This is a genomic window from Jiangella rhizosphaerae, from assembly GCF_003579925.1.
In the GTDB taxonomy this organism is placed as follows: Bacteria; Actinomycetota; Actinomycetes; order Jiangellales; family Jiangellaceae; genus Jiangella; species Jiangella rhizosphaerae.
This window is the reverse complement of record NZ_QUAL01000415.1, coordinates 1-15,431: the sequence shown is the minus strand read 5'-3', so window position 1 is coordinate 15,431 and position 15,431 is coordinate 1. Positions and strand designations below refer to the sequence as shown.

17 protein-coding genes are annotated in these 15,431 nt (G+C 73.4%); 6 read left to right on the top strand and 11 right to left on the bottom strand.

All coding sequences use genetic code 11. The annotated features are described in order from the left end of the window. Window positions 1-81 precede the first annotated feature (81 nt). Complete coding sequence (locus tag DY240_RS28115) at window positions 82-462, top strand: hypothetical protein (protein ID WP_119662963.1); 381 nt, start codon at window positions 82-84, stop codon at window positions 460-462. A 25-nt stretch (window positions 463-487) separates the two neighbouring features. On the opposite strand, the gene DY240_RS28110 is transcribed toward DY240_RS28115, so the two are convergent. The 3 genes from DY240_RS28110 to DY240_RS28100 form a co-directional block, all read right to left on the bottom strand. Beyond that, window positions 488-1,702, bottom strand: a complete 1,215-nt coding sequence (locus DY240_RS28110; RefSeq protein ID WP_119662962.1) for an RNA polymerase sigma factor — start codon at window positions 1,700-1,702, stop codon at window positions 488-490. Window positions 1,703-1,719: 17 nt separating this feature from the next. After that, window positions 1,720-2,103 carry a YciI family protein gene (locus DY240_RS28105; RefSeq protein WP_119662961.1) on the bottom strand — a complete coding sequence of 128 codons (384 nt, stop codon included), beginning with the start codon at window positions 2,101-2,103 and terminating at the stop codon, window positions 1,720-1,722. Between the two features lie 97 nt (window positions 2,104-2,200). Beyond that, window positions 2,201-2,692, bottom strand: coding sequence for a nucleoside deaminase (locus tag DY240_RS28100; protein WP_119662960.1), 492 nt, complete (start codon window positions 2,690-2,692; stop codon window positions 2,201-2,203). Window positions 2,693-3,110: 418 nt separating this feature from the next. On the opposite strand from DY240_RS28100, the gene DY240_RS28095 reads away from it, so the two are divergent. Both DY240_RS28095 and DY240_RS28090 read left to right on the top strand, forming a co-directional pair. Then, window positions 3,111-3,404, top strand: a complete 294-nt coding sequence (locus DY240_RS28095) for a hypothetical protein (protein ID WP_119662959.1) — start codon at window positions 3,111-3,113, stop codon at window positions 3,402-3,404. Window positions 3,405-3,433: 29 nt separating this feature from the next. After that, complete coding sequence (locus DY240_RS28090; RefSeq protein WP_147375555.1) at window positions 3,434-3,751, top strand: hypothetical protein; 318 nt, start codon at window positions 3,434-3,436, stop codon at window positions 3,749-3,751. Between the two features lie 14 nt (window positions 3,752-3,765). Here the strand turns inward: DY240_RS28090 and DY240_RS28085 are convergent, their stop codons facing one another. The 6 genes from DY240_RS28085 to glnA all read right to left on the bottom strand — a co-directional run bounded on the left by DY240_RS28085 (window position 3,766) and on the right by glnA (window position 10,096). After that, complete coding sequence (locus DY240_RS28085; protein ID WP_119662957.1) at window positions 3,766-6,774, bottom strand: bifunctional [glutamine synthetase] adenylyltransferase/[glutamine synthetase]-adenylyl-L-tyrosine phosphorylase; 3,009 nt, start codon at window positions 6,772-6,774, stop codon at window positions 3,766-3,768. Between the two features lie 135 nt (window positions 6,775-6,909). Then, the gene (gene crcB / locus DY240_RS28080; protein ID WP_119662956.1) at window positions 6,910-7,263 is read right to left on the bottom strand and encodes a fluoride efflux transporter CrcB; all 354 of its coding nucleotides are present in this window, start codon (window positions 7,261-7,263) and stop codon (window positions 6,910-6,912) included. Next, a complete protein-coding gene (locus tag DY240_RS28075; protein ID WP_119662955.1) occupies window positions 7,260-7,625 on the bottom strand; it encodes a DUF190 domain-containing protein in 366 nt (121 codons plus the stop codon). The genes crcB (DY240_RS28080) and DY240_RS28075 overlap by 4 nt, the downstream gene beginning before the upstream one ends. Beyond that, on the bottom strand, window positions 7,622-8,032 hold the full coding sequence (gene crcB / locus DY240_RS28070; RefSeq protein ID WP_119662954.1) for a fluoride efflux transporter CrcB: 411 nt from the start codon (window positions 8,030-8,032) through the stop codon (window positions 7,622-7,624). The genes DY240_RS28075 and crcB (DY240_RS28070) overlap by 4 nt, the downstream gene beginning before the upstream one ends. A gap of 10 nt (window positions 8,033-8,042) precedes the next feature. Beyond that, complete coding sequence (locus tag DY240_RS28065) at window positions 8,043-8,753, bottom strand: type 1 glutamine amidotransferase (RefSeq protein ID WP_199702642.1); 711 nt, start codon at window positions 8,751-8,753, stop codon at window positions 8,043-8,045. 5 nt (window positions 8,754-8,758) lie between these two features. Then, the gene (gene glnA, locus DY240_RS28060) at window positions 8,759-10,096 is read right to left on the bottom strand and encodes a type I glutamate--ammonia ligase (protein ID WP_119662952.1); all 1,338 of its coding nucleotides are present in this window, start codon (window positions 10,094-10,096) and stop codon (window positions 8,759-8,761) included. A gap of 72 nt (window positions 10,097-10,168) precedes the next feature. Between glnA and DY240_RS28055 the strand changes: the two genes are divergently transcribed. After that, window positions 10,169-12,109, top strand: a complete 1,941-nt coding sequence (locus DY240_RS28055) for an NAD+ synthase (protein ID WP_119662951.1) — start codon at window positions 10,169-10,171, stop codon at window positions 12,107-12,109. A gap of 77 nt (window positions 12,110-12,186) precedes the next feature. Continuing rightward, window positions 12,187-13,023 (top strand): 3-methyl-2-oxobutanoate hydroxymethyltransferase, encoded by an 837-nt coding sequence (panB, locus tag DY240_RS28050; RefSeq protein ID WP_119662950.1) that lies wholly within the window; start codon window positions 12,187-12,189, stop codon window positions 13,021-13,023. Here the strand turns inward: panB and DY240_RS31515 are convergent. Together DY240_RS31515 and DY240_RS28035 are read right to left on the bottom strand one after the other, a co-directional pair. Beyond that, window positions 12,983-13,834: an SDR family NAD(P)-dependent oxidoreductase gene (locus tag DY240_RS31515; protein WP_158603034.1), complete on the bottom strand. Its 852-nt coding sequence runs from the start codon at window positions 13,832-13,834 to the stop codon at window positions 12,983-12,985. The genes panB and DY240_RS31515 overlap by 41 nt on opposite strands. After that, window positions 13,831-14,685: an SDR family NAD(P)-dependent oxidoreductase gene (locus tag DY240_RS28035; protein WP_119662948.1), complete on the bottom strand. Its 855-nt coding sequence runs from the start codon at window positions 14,683-14,685 to the stop codon at window positions 13,831-13,833. The genes DY240_RS31515 and DY240_RS28035 overlap by 4 nt, the downstream gene beginning before the upstream one ends. A 110-nt stretch (window positions 14,686-14,795) precedes the next feature. Here DY240_RS28035 and DY240_RS28030 point away from each other — a divergent pair, with 110 nt between their 5' ends. Continuing rightward, entirely contained in the window at window positions 14,796-15,341 is a 546-nt protein-coding gene (locus DY240_RS28030; RefSeq protein WP_119662947.1) for a PadR family transcriptional regulator, read from the top strand. Window positions 15,342-15,431: the final 90 nt, after the last annotated feature.

The window sequence follows — 15,431 nt, the reverse complement described above, 5'->3', positions numbered from 1 at the left end:
GGCCGCCTGCCTCGAGGCGCGGCCGGCGGCTCTCATGTGTACCCTCCGCATACCTGTGGACGCCCACGGACAGGAGCGCGGATGACCATGGCCGAGTCCCGCCCGCGAACCGGGTTCGGCGCCGGCGTCGTCGTGGGTGGTGTCGTGGCGCTGGCGCTCGCCGGCCTGATCAGCCGCGCGCATGCGGACTGCGACGTGGGGCTGAACGCGGGGGCGAATCTGCTCGCCGTCCTCATGGTCCTGCCGGTCGTATGGGGGCTGCACGCGGCCGCGTTCGCCGCCGCGTCCGCAGGCGTCGGACGTGTCACGAGGCGGGCGCCGGCCGGGCTGGTGGCCGGCGCGCTGACGGTCGTCCTCCTGGCGTGGTTGCTGTTCGCCTGGGTCGGCACGCCGTCGGACTATCCCGATCCGATCTGCCCCGCCAACGTGCCGCCCTGGTGGCCCTCATGGCTGCCCGTGTGAGAGCTCGTTCCTCGCCAACGCCTCCTCACCCTTCAGCGTCGCGCTCGAGGCGCTCGCTCTGCGCGCGGAGGAAGCGTGCCGTGGGTTCGGTTCTCGCCAGCTCCGCGGCGCGGGCATAGGCCGCCGCGGCCTCGGGCCGCCGTCCGAGCCGCTTCAGCATGGAGCCGCGCGCGGCGTGCCACGGGTGGTAGCCGCCCAGTTCGCCGGCGAGCTCGTCGAGCAGGAGCAGGCCGTCGCCGGGCCCGTCGGTCTCGGCGACGGCGACGGCGCGGTTCAGCGCCACGACGGGGGTCGGCATGACCGAGATCAGCCGGTCGTAGAACCGGACGATCGACGCCCAGTCGGTGTCCTCGTAGCGGCGGGCCGCGCAGTGCAGCGCCTGGATCGCGGCCTGCAGCTGGTACGGCCCCGGCCGCCGTCGCCGCAGAGCGCCCAGCACGAGCTCCTGCCCTTCGACGATCAGGACACGATCCCACAACGACCGGTCCTGGTCCTTCAGCAGCACGACGTCGGCCTCGCCGTGCGCCGGCCGGCGCGCCTCGTTCAGCAGCATCAGGGCCAGCAGACCCGCGACCTCCGGCTCGTCCGGCATCAGGGTGACCAGGAGGCGGGTGAGCCGGATCGCCTCGGCCCGCAGCTCACCGCGCGCGCCGACGTCCGCACCGGCGTTGTAGACCAGGTAGAGCACCGTGAGCACCGCACGCAGCCGGCCCGGCAACTCCGTGTCGTCCGGCACGCGGTACGGGATGCGTGCCGCCTTGATCTTGTACTTGGCCCGCACCAGGCGCTTGGCCATGGTCTCCTCACTGACGAGGAAGGCCGAGGCCACCTCCGCAGGGCTGAGTCCCGCGACGAGGCGGAGGGTGAGCGCCACCTGGTGCTCGACGCGGAGCGCAGGGTGGCAGCAGGTGAAGACGAGCCGTAGCTGGTCGTCGCGCAGGGGTTCCGACGTCTGCTCGTCGGCGGGAGATCCAGCTCGGAGCGGGTCGGACGCGAGCTTCTCGGTCAGTTCGCGTCCGCGTCGATCGCGGCGGACGACGTCGACGGCGCGGTTCCGCGCGGTCCTGACGATCCAGCCGGCGGGATTGTCCGGGACACCGTCGCGCGGCCACCGGTCGACGGCGGTCACGAAGGCGTCCTGGACGGCGTCCTCGGCCAGGCCGAGGTCACCGAAGAGCCTGGTCAGCGTGGCCACGGCCGGGCCGTGCGCCTCGCGGAACGCCCGCTCGACGTCGTCCATCGTCGTCCGTCGTGACGTCAGTCGGTGGCCGCCTGCACGCGTCCGGTCGCCCGGAACGGCCGCACCTCGATGTCGTGGTTGGTGGCCTCCACCACCTTCTCCGCCCACGCCAACGCCGCGTCGAGGTCGTCGGCCTCGATGACGTAGAAGCCGCCGATGTGCTCCTTCGCCTCCACGAACGGCCCATCGGTGGTCACCTTGTCGAGGCCGGTGCCTCCCCGCACGACGGTGGCGGCGTCGGGTCCGTGCAGCGCGCCGCCGAACACGAAGGCGCCGGCCCGGTCCATCTCCTCCTCCAGCGCGATCACGCGACCCAGGAAGGCCTGCATCGCCTCGGGCGTGGCGGGCGCACCCGCCACAGCCCCCTCCGCCTCGTACACCGACAGCATGTACTGGTTCATCTGCGCTCCTCGAGTCCGCGGGACCGTCCCGCTCAGATCTGGTGACGAACGGCGGGCACACGATCAGGACAGCATCCACGACGACGATCGCAACGGCTCACCTCCGCGCGGCGCGCTGGTGGACGGCCCGCATGCGCTCGTCGTAGGGCGCGACCGGCCCCACCACCTCGAGCCCGGGCACGACGTCGGTGATCGGAAGGACGCGCACGGGCGATTCCGGCAGTCCCCACTCGGCGCGCCAGGCCGCCAGTTGAGCGCTCGACGCGGCGTAGACGATGCGCCCGAGCCCGGCCCAGCCGTGGGCCGCCGCGCACATCGGGCAGTGCTCGCCCGAGGTGTAGACGGTCGCAGCGGCCCGCTCGGCCGGCGGCAGGTGCCGAACGGCCCACCGGGCCAGCGCCAGCTCCGGATGGGCGGTCGGGTCCGCGGTGGTCGTCTCGCGGTTGCGGTCCTCGGCCAGCACCGTGCCGTCGGCGCTCACCAGCACCGACCCGAACGGGTCGTCGCCCTCCTCGAGCGCGAGCTCGGCCAGCTCGACGCAACGCTCCAGGTGAGCGGCGTGGGCGGAGGACTCGTCAGCAGGCGTCATCGCAGCGGATCCTCTCGGCGAGCCGGCGGGCCGTGTGGCGCAGCGATCCTAGCCCGCGCCTGACGCCCCCGCACTCGGCGTTGATCTTGGAGTTGTTCGGCCATTGCGGTCCGATTTGCCCGATAGATACCCGAAGAACTCCAAGATCAACGGCTGGCGGCGGCGACGTCGGCGGAGGGCGACGGACACCGCGGTGCGAGGTCCGCGCCGTGCGGAGGCCTCACCCAGGCACTGGCTGAGACCCGCCGCGAATCGCCAGCAGTCGCCGCACCGCCTCCGAGACCGCAAAGTCGGCCCGATATCACCAGATTTGTCCGCATAGTGGCCACGAGGTGGGGTACGGGCAGCGGGACCATGCGTTGCGGGATCTGGGCCGGCAGCGCGTCCACTGTTTGCCAGCACCACCGGGAGGCCCCAGATGACCACCCCTCCACCGCAGGAGCCCTGTCCGATCCTGCATCTCGAGCTCGGCCCTCTCGACCTGAACCTGCTCGGGTTGCGTGTGCAGCTCAATCAAGTCGTCCTCGACATCACCGCCATCCCCGGTCCGGGCAACCTGCTCGGCAACCTGCTGTGCGCCATCGCCGGTCTCCTCGACGGCGTCGACCTCGGCAGCACGCTCGGCCGTCTGCTGCAGGGCCTGATCGACGCGCTGATCCGGCTGCTCGAAGGTCTCGGCGGCGGGACGGCCACGGCACCGGTGCGACCATGATGACCCGCCCGGGCGACCACGATCAGGGGGTGGACGAGCAAGCGCTCGAGGCGGCGACGGCCGGCCTGGAGCAGATCCGGGAACAGCTGCGAGCCGCCGCGCAGGGCGAGACCGACGCCCACGAGGTCGCGGACGCGGTGGGCGTCTACTGGCGCGACCACGAGGACGTCCTGCGCGCGGCCGCCGCGTCGCTCACCGAGGAGGTCCGCCTGCAAGCCCTGGGCGAGCTCTACCGCTGGCGGGAGCAGCTCGACGCCCAGCTGCGGCGCGGAACGGCGAGCGAGCCGGCCGAGGGGACCGGACGTGCCGACGAGCCACCGGACGACGCGCGACGCCCACCCGGCTGAGCAAGCGACCCCGGTCAGCGGACGTCGTCGTAGAAGAGGCGTTCGACGACGGCGCGAGCCTTGCGGGCGCTGCGGTGGTAGTCGTCGACGAACACGGTGCTCTCGCCGGCGCCGTAGCCGAGCACCTGCGACACCGCGGCCAGCGTCTTGGGATCCTTGGGCAGCATGTCCGACGGCCGGCCGGTGACCAGCACCGTCGCGTTGCGGATGCGGGCCGCCAGCCGCCAGGCGTCGACGAGCACGGCGCGGTCGGACTCGGCCAGCAGGCCCGCCGCCACCGCGGCGGTCAGCGCCCCGGGGGTCGACGTCGTCCGCAGCTGCGGCACCCCCGCCGCGTGCCGCAGCTGCAGCAGCTGCGCCGTCCACTCGACGTCGGCGAGACCCCCGGGGCCGAGCTTGAGATGCATGGACGGGTCGGCGCCGCGCGGGAGCCGCTCGGACTCGACGCGGGCCTTCATCCGCCGCACGGCGCGAACCTGCGCCTCCGTCAACCCCGCCGTCGGCCAGCGCAGCGGGTCGATCAGCGCCGAGAAGCGCCGGAGCAGCTCCGGGTCGCCGCAGCACGGCGCCGCCCGCAGCAGCGCCTGCCGCTCCCACACCTCGCCCCACCGGTCGTAATAGGCGGCGTACGAGGCCAGCGTCCGCACCAGCGGACCCTGCTTGCCCTCCGGCCGCAGTGCGGCGTCGACGGTGAGCGACGGCTCCGGCGAGGGCAGCGAGAGCAGCCGGGTCATCTCGTTGGCGACGGCGAGCGCGGCGGACGCCGCCTCGGTCTCGTCCTCGTCGGGGTACGGCGTGTGCACGAACAGCACGTCGGCGTCGGACGCGTACCCCATCTCGCGGCCGCCGAGCCGGCCCATCGCGACGACGGCCAGCCGGGTCGGCAGCGGCCCGCCGCGCGCGGCCTCGACGGCGCGGGTGGCGGCGGCCAGCGCGCCGGACAGGGTCGCCTCCGCGATGACCGTCAGCGCCTCGCCGACGTCCTCGATGGGGGTGTCGACGGCGAGGTCGGCGACGGTGACGCGGAACAGCTCGCGGCGGCGCATGGCCCGGACGACGCCGATGGCGGCGACGGGGTCGTCGTGCCGCTGGACGCCGGCCAGGACCTCCTTCTCCAGGGGTCCCCGTTCCCGCAGTCGCAGCGCGTCGTCGTCGCCGAGGAGCGAGACCGCCTCGGGCGCGCGCAGCAGCAGCTCCGTCGCGTACCGGCCGGACGCCAGCACGCGGGCCATCCGCTCGGCCGCCGCGCCGTCGTCGCGCAGCAGCCGCAGGTACCACGGCGTCGTCCCGAGCGCATCGCTGACCTTGCGGAACCCGGCCAGCCCGGTGTCGGGCTCGGGCGCGTCGGCGAACCAGCCGAGCAGCACCGGCAGCAGCGTCCGCTGGATGGCGGCCCGCCGCGACACGCCCGTCGTCAGCGCCTCGATGTGTCGCAGCGCGCCCGCGGGGTCGACGTACCCGAGTGCCCGCAGCCGCGCCAGCGCGGCCTCCGGGCTGAGCCGGACACCGTCGCCGGGCAGCCGCGCCACCGCGGACAGCAGCGGCCGGTAGAACAGCTTCTCGTGCAGCCGCCGCACCTCGCGGGCCTGCTGGTGCCAGACATCGACCAGTTCGGCCGGCTGCTTCATCGCCAGCGACCGCGCGAGGATCCGCAACTGCTCGTCGGAGTCGGGGACGACGTGCGTGCGGCGCAGCCCGCGCAGCTGGATGCGGTGCTCGAACGTGCGCAGGAACCGGTACGCGGCGTCGAGCACGGCGCCGTCCTCGCGCCCGACGTAGCCGCCGGCCGTCAGGGCCGCGAGCGTGTCGAGCGTGTTGCCGTCGTGCAGGCTGGCGTCGGCCCGGCCGTGCACGAGCTGCAGCAGCTGGACGGCGAACTCGACGTCGCGCAGCCCGCCGGGGCCGAGCTTGAGCTGACGGTCCGCCTCGGCCGGGCGGATGTGGTCCTCGACCCGGCGGCGCATGGCGTGGACGTCGTCGACGAAGCCGTCGCGGGCGGACGCCGTCCACACCATCGGCATGACGGCGTCGAGGTACTCCTGGCCGAGCGCGTGGTCGCCGGCCACCGGGCGGGCCTTGAGCAGGGCCTGGAACTCCCACGTCTTCGCCCAGTCGCGGTAGTAGGCGACGTGGCTGGCGACGGTGCGCACCAGCGGGCCGCGCTTGCCCTCGGGCCGCAGCGCGGCGTCGACCGGCCAGATCGTTCCCTCACCGGTGTAGACGGAGCAGGCGCGCATCAGCGCCGTGGCCAGCGTCGTCGCGGTGGTGAGCCAGCCGGACGCGCCGTCGGGGTCGTCGGCCGGCGGCTCGCCGACGAACACCACGTCGACGTCGGAGGCGTAGTTCAGCTCGCGGCCGCCGGCCTTGCCCATGGCGATGACGGCCAGCCGGCAGCCGGGCGCGCCGTCCGGGAGCGCGGCCCGCGCGACGGCGAGAGCGGCCTCGAGCGTCGCCCCGGCGAGGTCGGCCAGCTCGGCGGCGACGGCGGCGACGTCCAGCCGGTCGGCGAGGTCGAGCGCCGCGAGCGCCGTGACGTGCCGCCGGTAGGCCACCCGCAGGGCGTCGAGCAGCTCCGGCTGCTCCCCCACCGCGACGGGTTCCGCCGCGGCCGGGTCGGCGCCGACGGCGGTGAGCAGACGGGCCCGGACGGCGGCGGCGGCGGGCCGGCGCTCCGGGTCGAGCTCGCCGAGGTCGAGCCAGTGGTCCGGATGCCGGCACAGGTGGTCGGCGAGCGCCGAGCTGAACCCGAGCACGGCCAGCAGCCGGCGCCGGTGCGGCGAGTCGGCGGCCAGGACGTCGCGCAGCCGGGCCCGGCGCTCGTCCGTCCCGAGCGACTCCATCAGCCGCCCGAGCCCGCGCAGCCCGAGGTCGGGGTCGGCGACGACGCCCAGCGCGGCGACGAGGTCGGTACTGGCGAGCTCGCCGAGCAGCGGGCCGTCCAGCTCGCGCTGCGCGGCGGCGGTGTCGGCGAACCCGGCCTTGGCCAACGCGGCGACGCGGCCCTCGGTCCGGTTCACAGACATGCCACCAACCTACCGCCGCCGCCCTCCGCCCTCCGACCGTCCACCCCACCCCACGTTGATCTTGGAGTACGGCCGGTATCCATCGGACATTTCGGACCGCAATGGCGGCCTTTCTCCAAGATCAACTTGAGAGGGTCACCACGCCAGCGTCCAGCCGAGGGCGGCGGCGCCCAGGCCGGCGGCGAGGCTGACCAGCACGTTGGCCACGCCGCGCACCCAGGCGCCGTCCTCGAGCAGTCGCAGCGTCTCGTAGCCGAACGTGCTGTACGTGGTCAGGGCGCCGCAGAACCCGGTGCCGGCCAGCGCGACGACGTCGTCGCCCACGGACGGTGAGCCGAGCACCAGCCCGAGCACGAAGGAGCCCATGACGTTGACCACCAGCGTGCCCCACGGGAACCCGGCGCCCAGCCGCGTCTGCACCCAGCGGTCCACGACGTATCTCAGGGGCGCGCCGACCGCGGCGCCGGCCGCCACCAGCAGCACTGTCATGCAGCACCGCCAGCGCCGCGACCGCCGGCGCCACGGCCCACGTACCGGACCACCTCGACGTCGGCCAGCGTGATGAGGCCCTCGCTCACCAGCGGCGCGACCTCGTCGACGAACCGGGTGACGGCGTCGGCACGGTCCACGATCACCACCGCGACCGGTAGGTCCTCGGACAGGCTCAGGATGCGCGTGGTGTGGATGTGGTGCGACGCGCCGAACCCCTCGATGCCGCGGAACACGCTCGCGCCGGCCAGTCCGGCGGCGTGCGCCCGGTGCACGAGCTCGGTGTAGAGCGGCCGGCCGTGCCAGGTGTCGTTCTCGCCGACGACGATCGTCAGCCGCTTCGCCGGTCCCTGCAGCGTCATGCGCGTCTCCTTCCTCGCACGGCCCGCGTCGCCGCGGTCCCGAGCCACACCGCCAGAAGCGCCAGCACGGGCGTCACCAGGAAATACGTCACCGCGGCCGCGTACCGCCCCTCGACCAGCAGCCGCTGGGTGTCGACGGCGTAGGTCGAGAACGTCGTGTACCCGCCGAGCACGCCGATGCCGAGGAACGGCCGCAGCAGCCGGTGCGGGGCGGTGAGGCCCAGCAGGACGGCCATGAGGACGCCGATCAGCAGGCAGCCCGACACGTTGACGGCCAGGATCGCCCACGGCCAGCCGGTGCCGGCGTCGGGCTGCAGGGACGCCGCGCCGTGACGGGCCAGCGCGCCCAGCACGCCGCCTGCGGCGATGACCGCGAGCACGGGCAGCTGGCGGCGCACCCTGGACATCGGCCGGCGTCTAGCGGCGCACCGCCGGCGCCGTCGCGACGATGCGGGCGAACCGGGCGGCCAGCTCGAGCCCCGCGGCGACGACCTCGGCGTCGCGCGACGCCAGCTCGCGCACGACCGGACCGGCGTCGACGTCGGGCAGCTCGTCCGCCCAGCCGGCGAACGTCGGCTCGGACACCTCCGGGTGGAACTGGACACCCCACGCCGCGGCCCCGACCCGGAACGCCTGGTGCGGGTACAGCGCCGACGACGCGAGCCAGACGGCGCCCGGCGGCAGCTCGGCGACGGCGTCGGCGTGCATGCTCGGCCCGGGGAACGGCTCGGGCAGGCCGCCGACCAGCGGGTCGCCGTCGGCCTCGGCGCGCCAGTGAACGTCGACGACGCCGGACTCGCGGCCGGGCGCGGCGCCGACGTCGACCCGGCCGCCGCACGCGACCGCCAGCAGCTGCGCGCCCAGGCAGATGCCCAGCGTCGGCGTCCCGTCCTGGACGGCGGCGGCCAGCAGTGAGCGCACCGCCGGCAGCCAGGGCGCGACGCCGTCGTCGTAGGCGTTCATCTGCCCGCCCAGCACGATCAGCCCGGCACCGGGCTGCGACGGGACCGGGTCGCCGGCGTAGGGCCGCACCACCCGCACGCGCACGCCAGCGGACTCCAGCCAGCCGCCGAAGCGGTCCAGCGGGCAGCCCGGCTCGTGCTCGACGACGTCGACGGCCTCCGTCACGGCCGTCACATCACCGGCAGCATCTTGGCCCGCTCGAACGCGGTGACCTGCAGGCTGTACTCGTTCCACTCCGAGCGCTTGTTGCGCAGGAAGAACTCGAAGACGTGCTCGCCCAGCGTCTCGGCGACCAGCTCGGAGCTCTCCATGGCCTGGATCGCCTCGTCGAGCGAGGCCGGCAGCGGGTCGATGCCCATGGCCCGGCGCTCGCGGTCGGTCAGCGCCCACACGTCGTCCTCGGCGCCCGGCGGCAGCTCGTAGCCCTCCTCGATGCCCTTGAGCCCGGCCGCGAGGACGACCGCGTAGGCGAGGTACGGGTTGCAGGCGGAGTCCAGCGAGCGGAACTCGATGCGCGCCGACTGGCCCTTGTCGGGCTTGTACATCGGCACGCGGACCAGCGCGGAGCGGTTGTTGTGGCCCCAGCAGATGTAGGCCGGCGCCTCGCCGCCGCCGCGCAGCCGCTTGTAGGAGTTGACCCACTGGTTGGTGACGGCGGTGATCTCGGGCGCGTGCTTGAGCAGCCCGGCGATGAACGAGCGGGCCACCTTGGACAGCTGGTACTCCGCGCCCGGCTCGTGGAAGACGTTGCGGTCGCCCTCGAACAGCGACACATGCGTGTGCATGCCCGACCCCGGCCACTCGGTGAACGGCTTGGGCATGAACGACGCGTAGAGGTCCTGCGACAGCGCGACCTCGCGGACGACGGCGCGGAACGTCATGAGGTTGTCGGCCGTGGCCAGCGCGTCGGCGTAGCGCAGGTCGATCTCCTGCTGGCCCGGCGCGCCCTCGTGGTGGCTGAACTCCACCGAGATGCCCATGTCCTCGAGCATCGTGATGGTGTCGCGGCGGAAGTCCTGCGCGATGCCGTGCGCGGTATGGTCGAAGAAGCCGCTGGCGTCGACGGGGACCGGCTCGTCGCCGCCGGTGGGCTGGTTCTTGAAGACGAAGAACTCGACCTCGGGGTGGGTGTAGAAGGTGAAGCCCTGCTCGGCGGCCTTGCTCAGGGCCCGCTTGAGGACGTGCCGCGGGTCGGCGTAGGACGGCGAGCCGTCGGGCATGAGGATGTCGCAGAACATCCGTGCGGTGCCGTTGGAGCCGCCGCGCCACGGCAGCACCTGGAACGTCGTCGGGTCGGGCTTGGCCAGCATGTCGGCCTCGTAGACGCGCGCGAACCCCTCGATGGCCGAGCCGTCGAAGCCGATGCCCTCGGAGAACGCGTTCTCCAGCTCGGCGGGGGCGACCGCGACCGACTTCAGGAACCCGAGCACGTCGGTGAACCAGAGCCGGACGAACCGGATGTCGCGCTCTTCCAGCGACCGGAGGACGAACTGCTGCTGCTTCTCCACGCCGCCAGTCTGCCCCACCGTCGTGTCCGCCGGGTAGCCGGACGGTGTCCCCTGTGGCATTAGGCTCGGATCGTGCCGCAGATCAGAATCGCGCTCGCTCAGGTGAACCCCACCGTCGGTGCGCTGGAGGCCAACGCGGACCTCGTCGTCCGCATGACGAAGCACGTCGCCGCGCAGCACGCCCACCTGGTCGCGTTCCCCGAGATGATGCTCACCGGCTACCCGGTCGAGGACCTCGCGCTGCGGGCGTCGTTCGTCGACGCCTCGCGAGCGGCGCTGGAGAAGCTGGCGGTCCGGCTCGACGCCGAGGGGTTGGGCGCCACGGCGGTCGTCGTCGGGTACCTCGGGCGCGACGACGCGACGGCCCAGCAGTACCAGTTGGGCCGGCCCAAGGGGTCGCCGCAGAACGCCGTCGCCGTCCTCTACGGCGGGCGCGTGGTGGCGCGGCAGGCCAAGCACCACCTGCCCAACTACGGGGTCTTCGACGAGGCCCGCTACTTCGTCCCCGGCGACCACCTCGGCGTGTTCCGGCTGCACGGCGTCGATGTCGCGCTCGCGATCTGCGAGGACATCTGGCAGGACGGCGGGCCGGTCTCCGTCGCACGCGAGGCCCGGGCCGGGCTGCTGCTGGTCGTCAACGGGTCGCCGTACGAGCGCAACAAGGACGACACCCGCCTCGACCTCGCCCGCCGCCGGGCCGCCGACGCGCAGGCGACGCTGGCGTACGTGAACATGGTCGGCGGCCAGGACGAGCTGGTCTTCGACGGCGACTCCCTCGTCGTCCGCCCCGACGGCGAGCTGCTCGCCCGGGCGCCGCAGTTCGAGGAGGGCTGCCTGGTCGTCGACCTGCAGCTGCCCGAGGCGGTCGCGCCGGCGCCGGGCCCGTGGGGCATGACGCAGGAGCGCGTGGCCGGGTTCGCCGTTCACCGCACCACGCTGACCACCGCGCCGCTGCCCGCGTACACCCCCGACCCGGGCGCGCTGGCGCCCCGGCTGTCCGACCTCGCCGAGGTCTACGCCGCCATCGTGACGGGGCTGCGCGACTACGTGCGCAAGAACGGCTTCTCGTCGGTCGTTCTGGGATTGTCGGGCGGCATCGACTCCGCGCTGGTGGCCGCCGTCGCGGTCGACGCGCTGGGCGCCGAGAACGTGCACGGGGTCTCGATGCCGAGCTCCTACTCGTCGGAGCACTCGAAGTCCGACGCACAGGAGCTTGCACAGCGCACCGGGCTGAAGTTCCGGACCATCCCGATCGCGCCGATGGTCCGCGCGTTCCTCGACAACATCGAACTGACCGGGCTGGCCGAGGAGAACCTGCAGGCGCGGGTGCGCGGCATGACGCTCATGGGGCTGTCGAACCAGGAGGGTCACCTGGTGCTCGCCACCGGCAACAAGACCGAGCTGGCGGTCGGCTACTCCACCATCTACGGCGACGCGGTCGGCGGCTACGCGCCGATCAAGGACGTCCCGAAGACGCTGACCTGGGAACTGGCCCGCTGGCGCAACGCGGCCGCCGCCGAGCGCGGCGAGACCCCGCCGATCCCGCAGGGCTCCATCGACAAGCCGCCGAGTGCCGAACTGCGCCCCGGCCAGCTCGACTCCGACTCGCTGCCCGACTACCCGCTGCTCGATGACGTCCTCTACCGGCACCTCGAGCAGGACCTCGGCGCGACGGAGCTGCAGGCCGCCGGATTCGACGCCGACCTCGTCGCCAAGGTGCTGCGCATGGTCGACACCGCCGAGTACAAGCGGCGCCAGTACCCGCCCGGGCCGAAGATCACGATACGCAACTTCGGCCGCGATCGCCGGGTGCCGATCACCAGCGCCTGGCGCGAGGCCGCCCGCGAGGGGTCTGCGCCGGCCGACGCGCCCAAGGCGGACGTCCCGGCGGCCGGTCCCGCCGCGAGCGAGCCGGCGGCCGCTGAGTCGACGCCCGCCCAGCCGGGTCCCGTCGACCCGCCGGCCGCGGAACGCACCGCGCGCGACCTGCCGCCTCCGCCTCCGCCGCACTGACATCGCCGTTCGTGGGACAATCGGAGGTGTTAGGGGACCCGGACACGGGCCTCGAGACACACTCAAGGAGTCCTGCGATGACGCACGAGACCGTCCCGTTGTACGGCGGCCAGCTCTCCCGGCGGGTCACCATCCGCGACCTGCGCACCGCCAAGGAGCGCGGCGAGCGGTGGCCCATGCTCACCTCGTACGACATGTACACCGCTGAGATCTTCGACGCCGCCGGCATCCCGGTGCTGCTGGTCGGCGACTCGGCCGGCAACAACGTCTATGCCCACCCCGACACCGTCCCGGTCACCGTCGAGGAGATGATCCCGCTGGCCCGCGCCGTCGTGCGGTCCACCAGCCGGGCGCTCGTCGTCTGCGACCTGCCGTTCGGGTCGTACCAACTGGGCGCCGAGCAGGCGCTGGCCACGTCGATCCGCATCATGAAAGAGACCGGCGCCCAGGCGGTGAAGCTCGAGGGCGGTCTCCCGGTCGTCGAGTCCGTGCGCCGCATCGTCGAGGCCGGCATCCCGGTCATGGCGCACATCGGGTTCACGCCGCAGAGCGTCAACGCGCTGGGCGGCTACCGCGTGCAGGGCCGGGGCGCCGAGGCCGACCGGCTCATCGAGTCCGCGCTGGCGCTCGAGGAGGCCGGGGCGTTCGCCGTCGTCCTCGAGATGGTGACGGCGCAGGTCGCGGCCGAGGTGACGAAGCGGCTGTCCATCCCGACCGTCGGCATCGGCGCGGGTCCCGACGTCGACGCCCAGGTGCTCGTCTGGCAGGACATGGCCGGCCTGCGCGGCGGCCGGCTGCCGCGGTTCGTCAAGCAGTACGGCGACCTCCGCGGCGCGCTCGCCGACGCCACCAAGGCCTTCGCCGACGACGTCGTCAGCGGTGCGTTTCCCGCGGAGGAGCACACGTACCACTGAATGGGCCGCGCAGCCGTTCGGTGAGCTCCCACAGCCGGCGGGCGTCGTCGCGGTCGTACGAGGCCTGCGACGACGCCACCGGCCGGAACCGGTCGTAGTAGGCGCCGTTCTCGACGGTGTCCGCGGCGGCCAGCCGGGTCACCGGGTCCGCGCCCTGCTGGAGCGGCAGCGACATGAGGTTCGCCATCAGGACCAGCGCCCGCGGGAAGTGCCGGCCGAGGTCGGTGCGGACCATGCCCGGGTGCAGTGCGACGACGGTCAGCTCCGGGTGCCGCCGGTGCAGCTCGTAGGTGAAGAGCAGGTTCGCCAGCTTGGTGCGGCTGTAGACGAGGAACGGGTCGTAGCGGCGCGCGCTCTGCAGGTCGTCGAAGTCGACGGCGACCGGGCCGCTTCCCCGCAGCGGCGCCCGGTGTCCTTCCGAGTTGACGTTGACCACCCGGCCGTCGCCGGCCTGCAGCAGCGGCAGCAACGCGCTGGTCAGCGAGAACGGCGCCAGCTGGTGGACGGCGAAGTTCAGCTCTAGGCCCTCGGCGGTGAGCGTGCGGCGGGGCAGCATGACGCCGGCGCCGTTGACCAGCGTGTCGACGCGGCCGGTGGCGGCCCGGACCGCCGCGGCCGCGTGGGCGACGCCGTCCGCCGTCGACAGGTCCGCGGTGACGACATCGGCGCGCGGGAGGCGTCGTTGCAGGTCCGCCGCGCGCTCGGAGTCACGTCCGATGAGGATCATCCGGTGCCCGGCCGCGGCGAGGTCCTCCGCGGACCGCCGGACCAGCCCGGACGTCGCCCCGGCGACGACGATCGTGCGCGTCACGCCGCCGCCTTGATGCCGGACAGGCCGAACGTGCGCGCGATCATCGCGTCGCGCAGCCCGGCGCGCAGGCGCGAGACGAGGCGTAGCACGCGCACGTCGCTCGACGCCGCGTACCAGCGCCGCGGCCGGCGCGCCTCGACCGCCTTGACGATGGCGGCCGCGACCTTCTCGGGCGGGCTGGTCCGCTGGTTCGCCGCCGCCTTCTCCACCGCCGCGAGGTGCTGCCGGTACAGCGCGACCCGGCCCGGATCGGCGTCGTTCAGCGCGCCGCGGGCGGCGGCCTCGGCCTTCGCGAAGATCAGCGTGCTCGTCGTCCCGGGCTCCACCAGCACCACCGGGATCTTCCAGACCGCGAGCTCGCCGCGCAGCGCCCCGGACAGCGACTCCAGCGCCGCCTTGCTCGCGCCGATGGGGCCCAGGAACGGGACCGGCACCCACGCCGTCGGCGCGCTGACGTTGACGACGCGGCCGCCGCCGGCACGCAGCAGCGGCAGGAACGACTGCGTGACGTAGGCCGGGCCGAACGTGTTCACCTCGAACTGGCGGCGCAGCTCGTTCTGCGGGACCAGTTCGAGCGGGCCCTGCACGATGACGCCCGCGTTGTTGACGACGGCGCGCAGCCCGGCGCCGCCGACGTCGTGACTGACCTTCTTCGCCGCCAGCGTGACGCTGGCCGGGTCGGTGACGTCCATCTCGACGACGCGGACGCCTTTGACGCCGGCGATCGCGCTCGCGTCGCCGCGGACCGTCGCGAACACCGTCGTGCCGCGGCCGGCCAGCGCGCGGACCGCCGCCGCGCCGATGCCGCCGTTGGCCCCCGTCACCAGGACGGCTCCCTTGCTCTCTGCCATGAGCGCTCCACCTGTCTCAACGGACATGTACCTTAGGACATGTTCGAGTATTCATGTGGCCGGAGGGACATGTCAAGATGAGGTGGACCGGTTCCGGAGAGAGGGGTTCGATGTCGCTGAGGCACGGCCTGCTGGGCATCCTCGCCGAGGGCCCGGCCAGCGGCTACGACCTCGCCGGCCGGTTCCAGGAGGTGCTCGGCATGGTGTGGCCCGCCCAGCACCCGAAGATCTACGCCGAGCTCGGCAAACTCGCCGACGAAGGCCTCATCGAGGTCGACTCCGTCGGTGCGCGCGGCCGCAAGGCCTACCGCATCACGCCGGAGGGACTGGCGGAGGTGCGGCGCTGGCTCACCTCCACCGAGGTCGACCACACCATGCGGCTGCAGGCGCTGCTGCGCTCGGTCTTCTTCTGGCTCATGCCGGCCGACGACCTCCGGCGGCACCTGGAGGCGGAGGCCGCGTACTACCAGCGCACCGCCGACTTCTACCGCGAGCTCGCCGCCGCCAAGGATCGCGGCGAGTACGGCGACAGCCCGCCGACGCAGGCGATCCGCATCGCGGCGGAGGCGGGGATCCGGCTGCACCAAGCCCTCGCCGACTGGGCCGCATGGGCGCAGACCGCTCCCCTCAGCACCGACGACGACCCGGACGCCTAGCCAGCGCCGCCTAGGGCGTGTCTCCTAAAGATTGGCGGTGTGGGCCGCGATTGTTGGGGTCATGTCGCGTGAGTCGTTGTTGAGCGATGA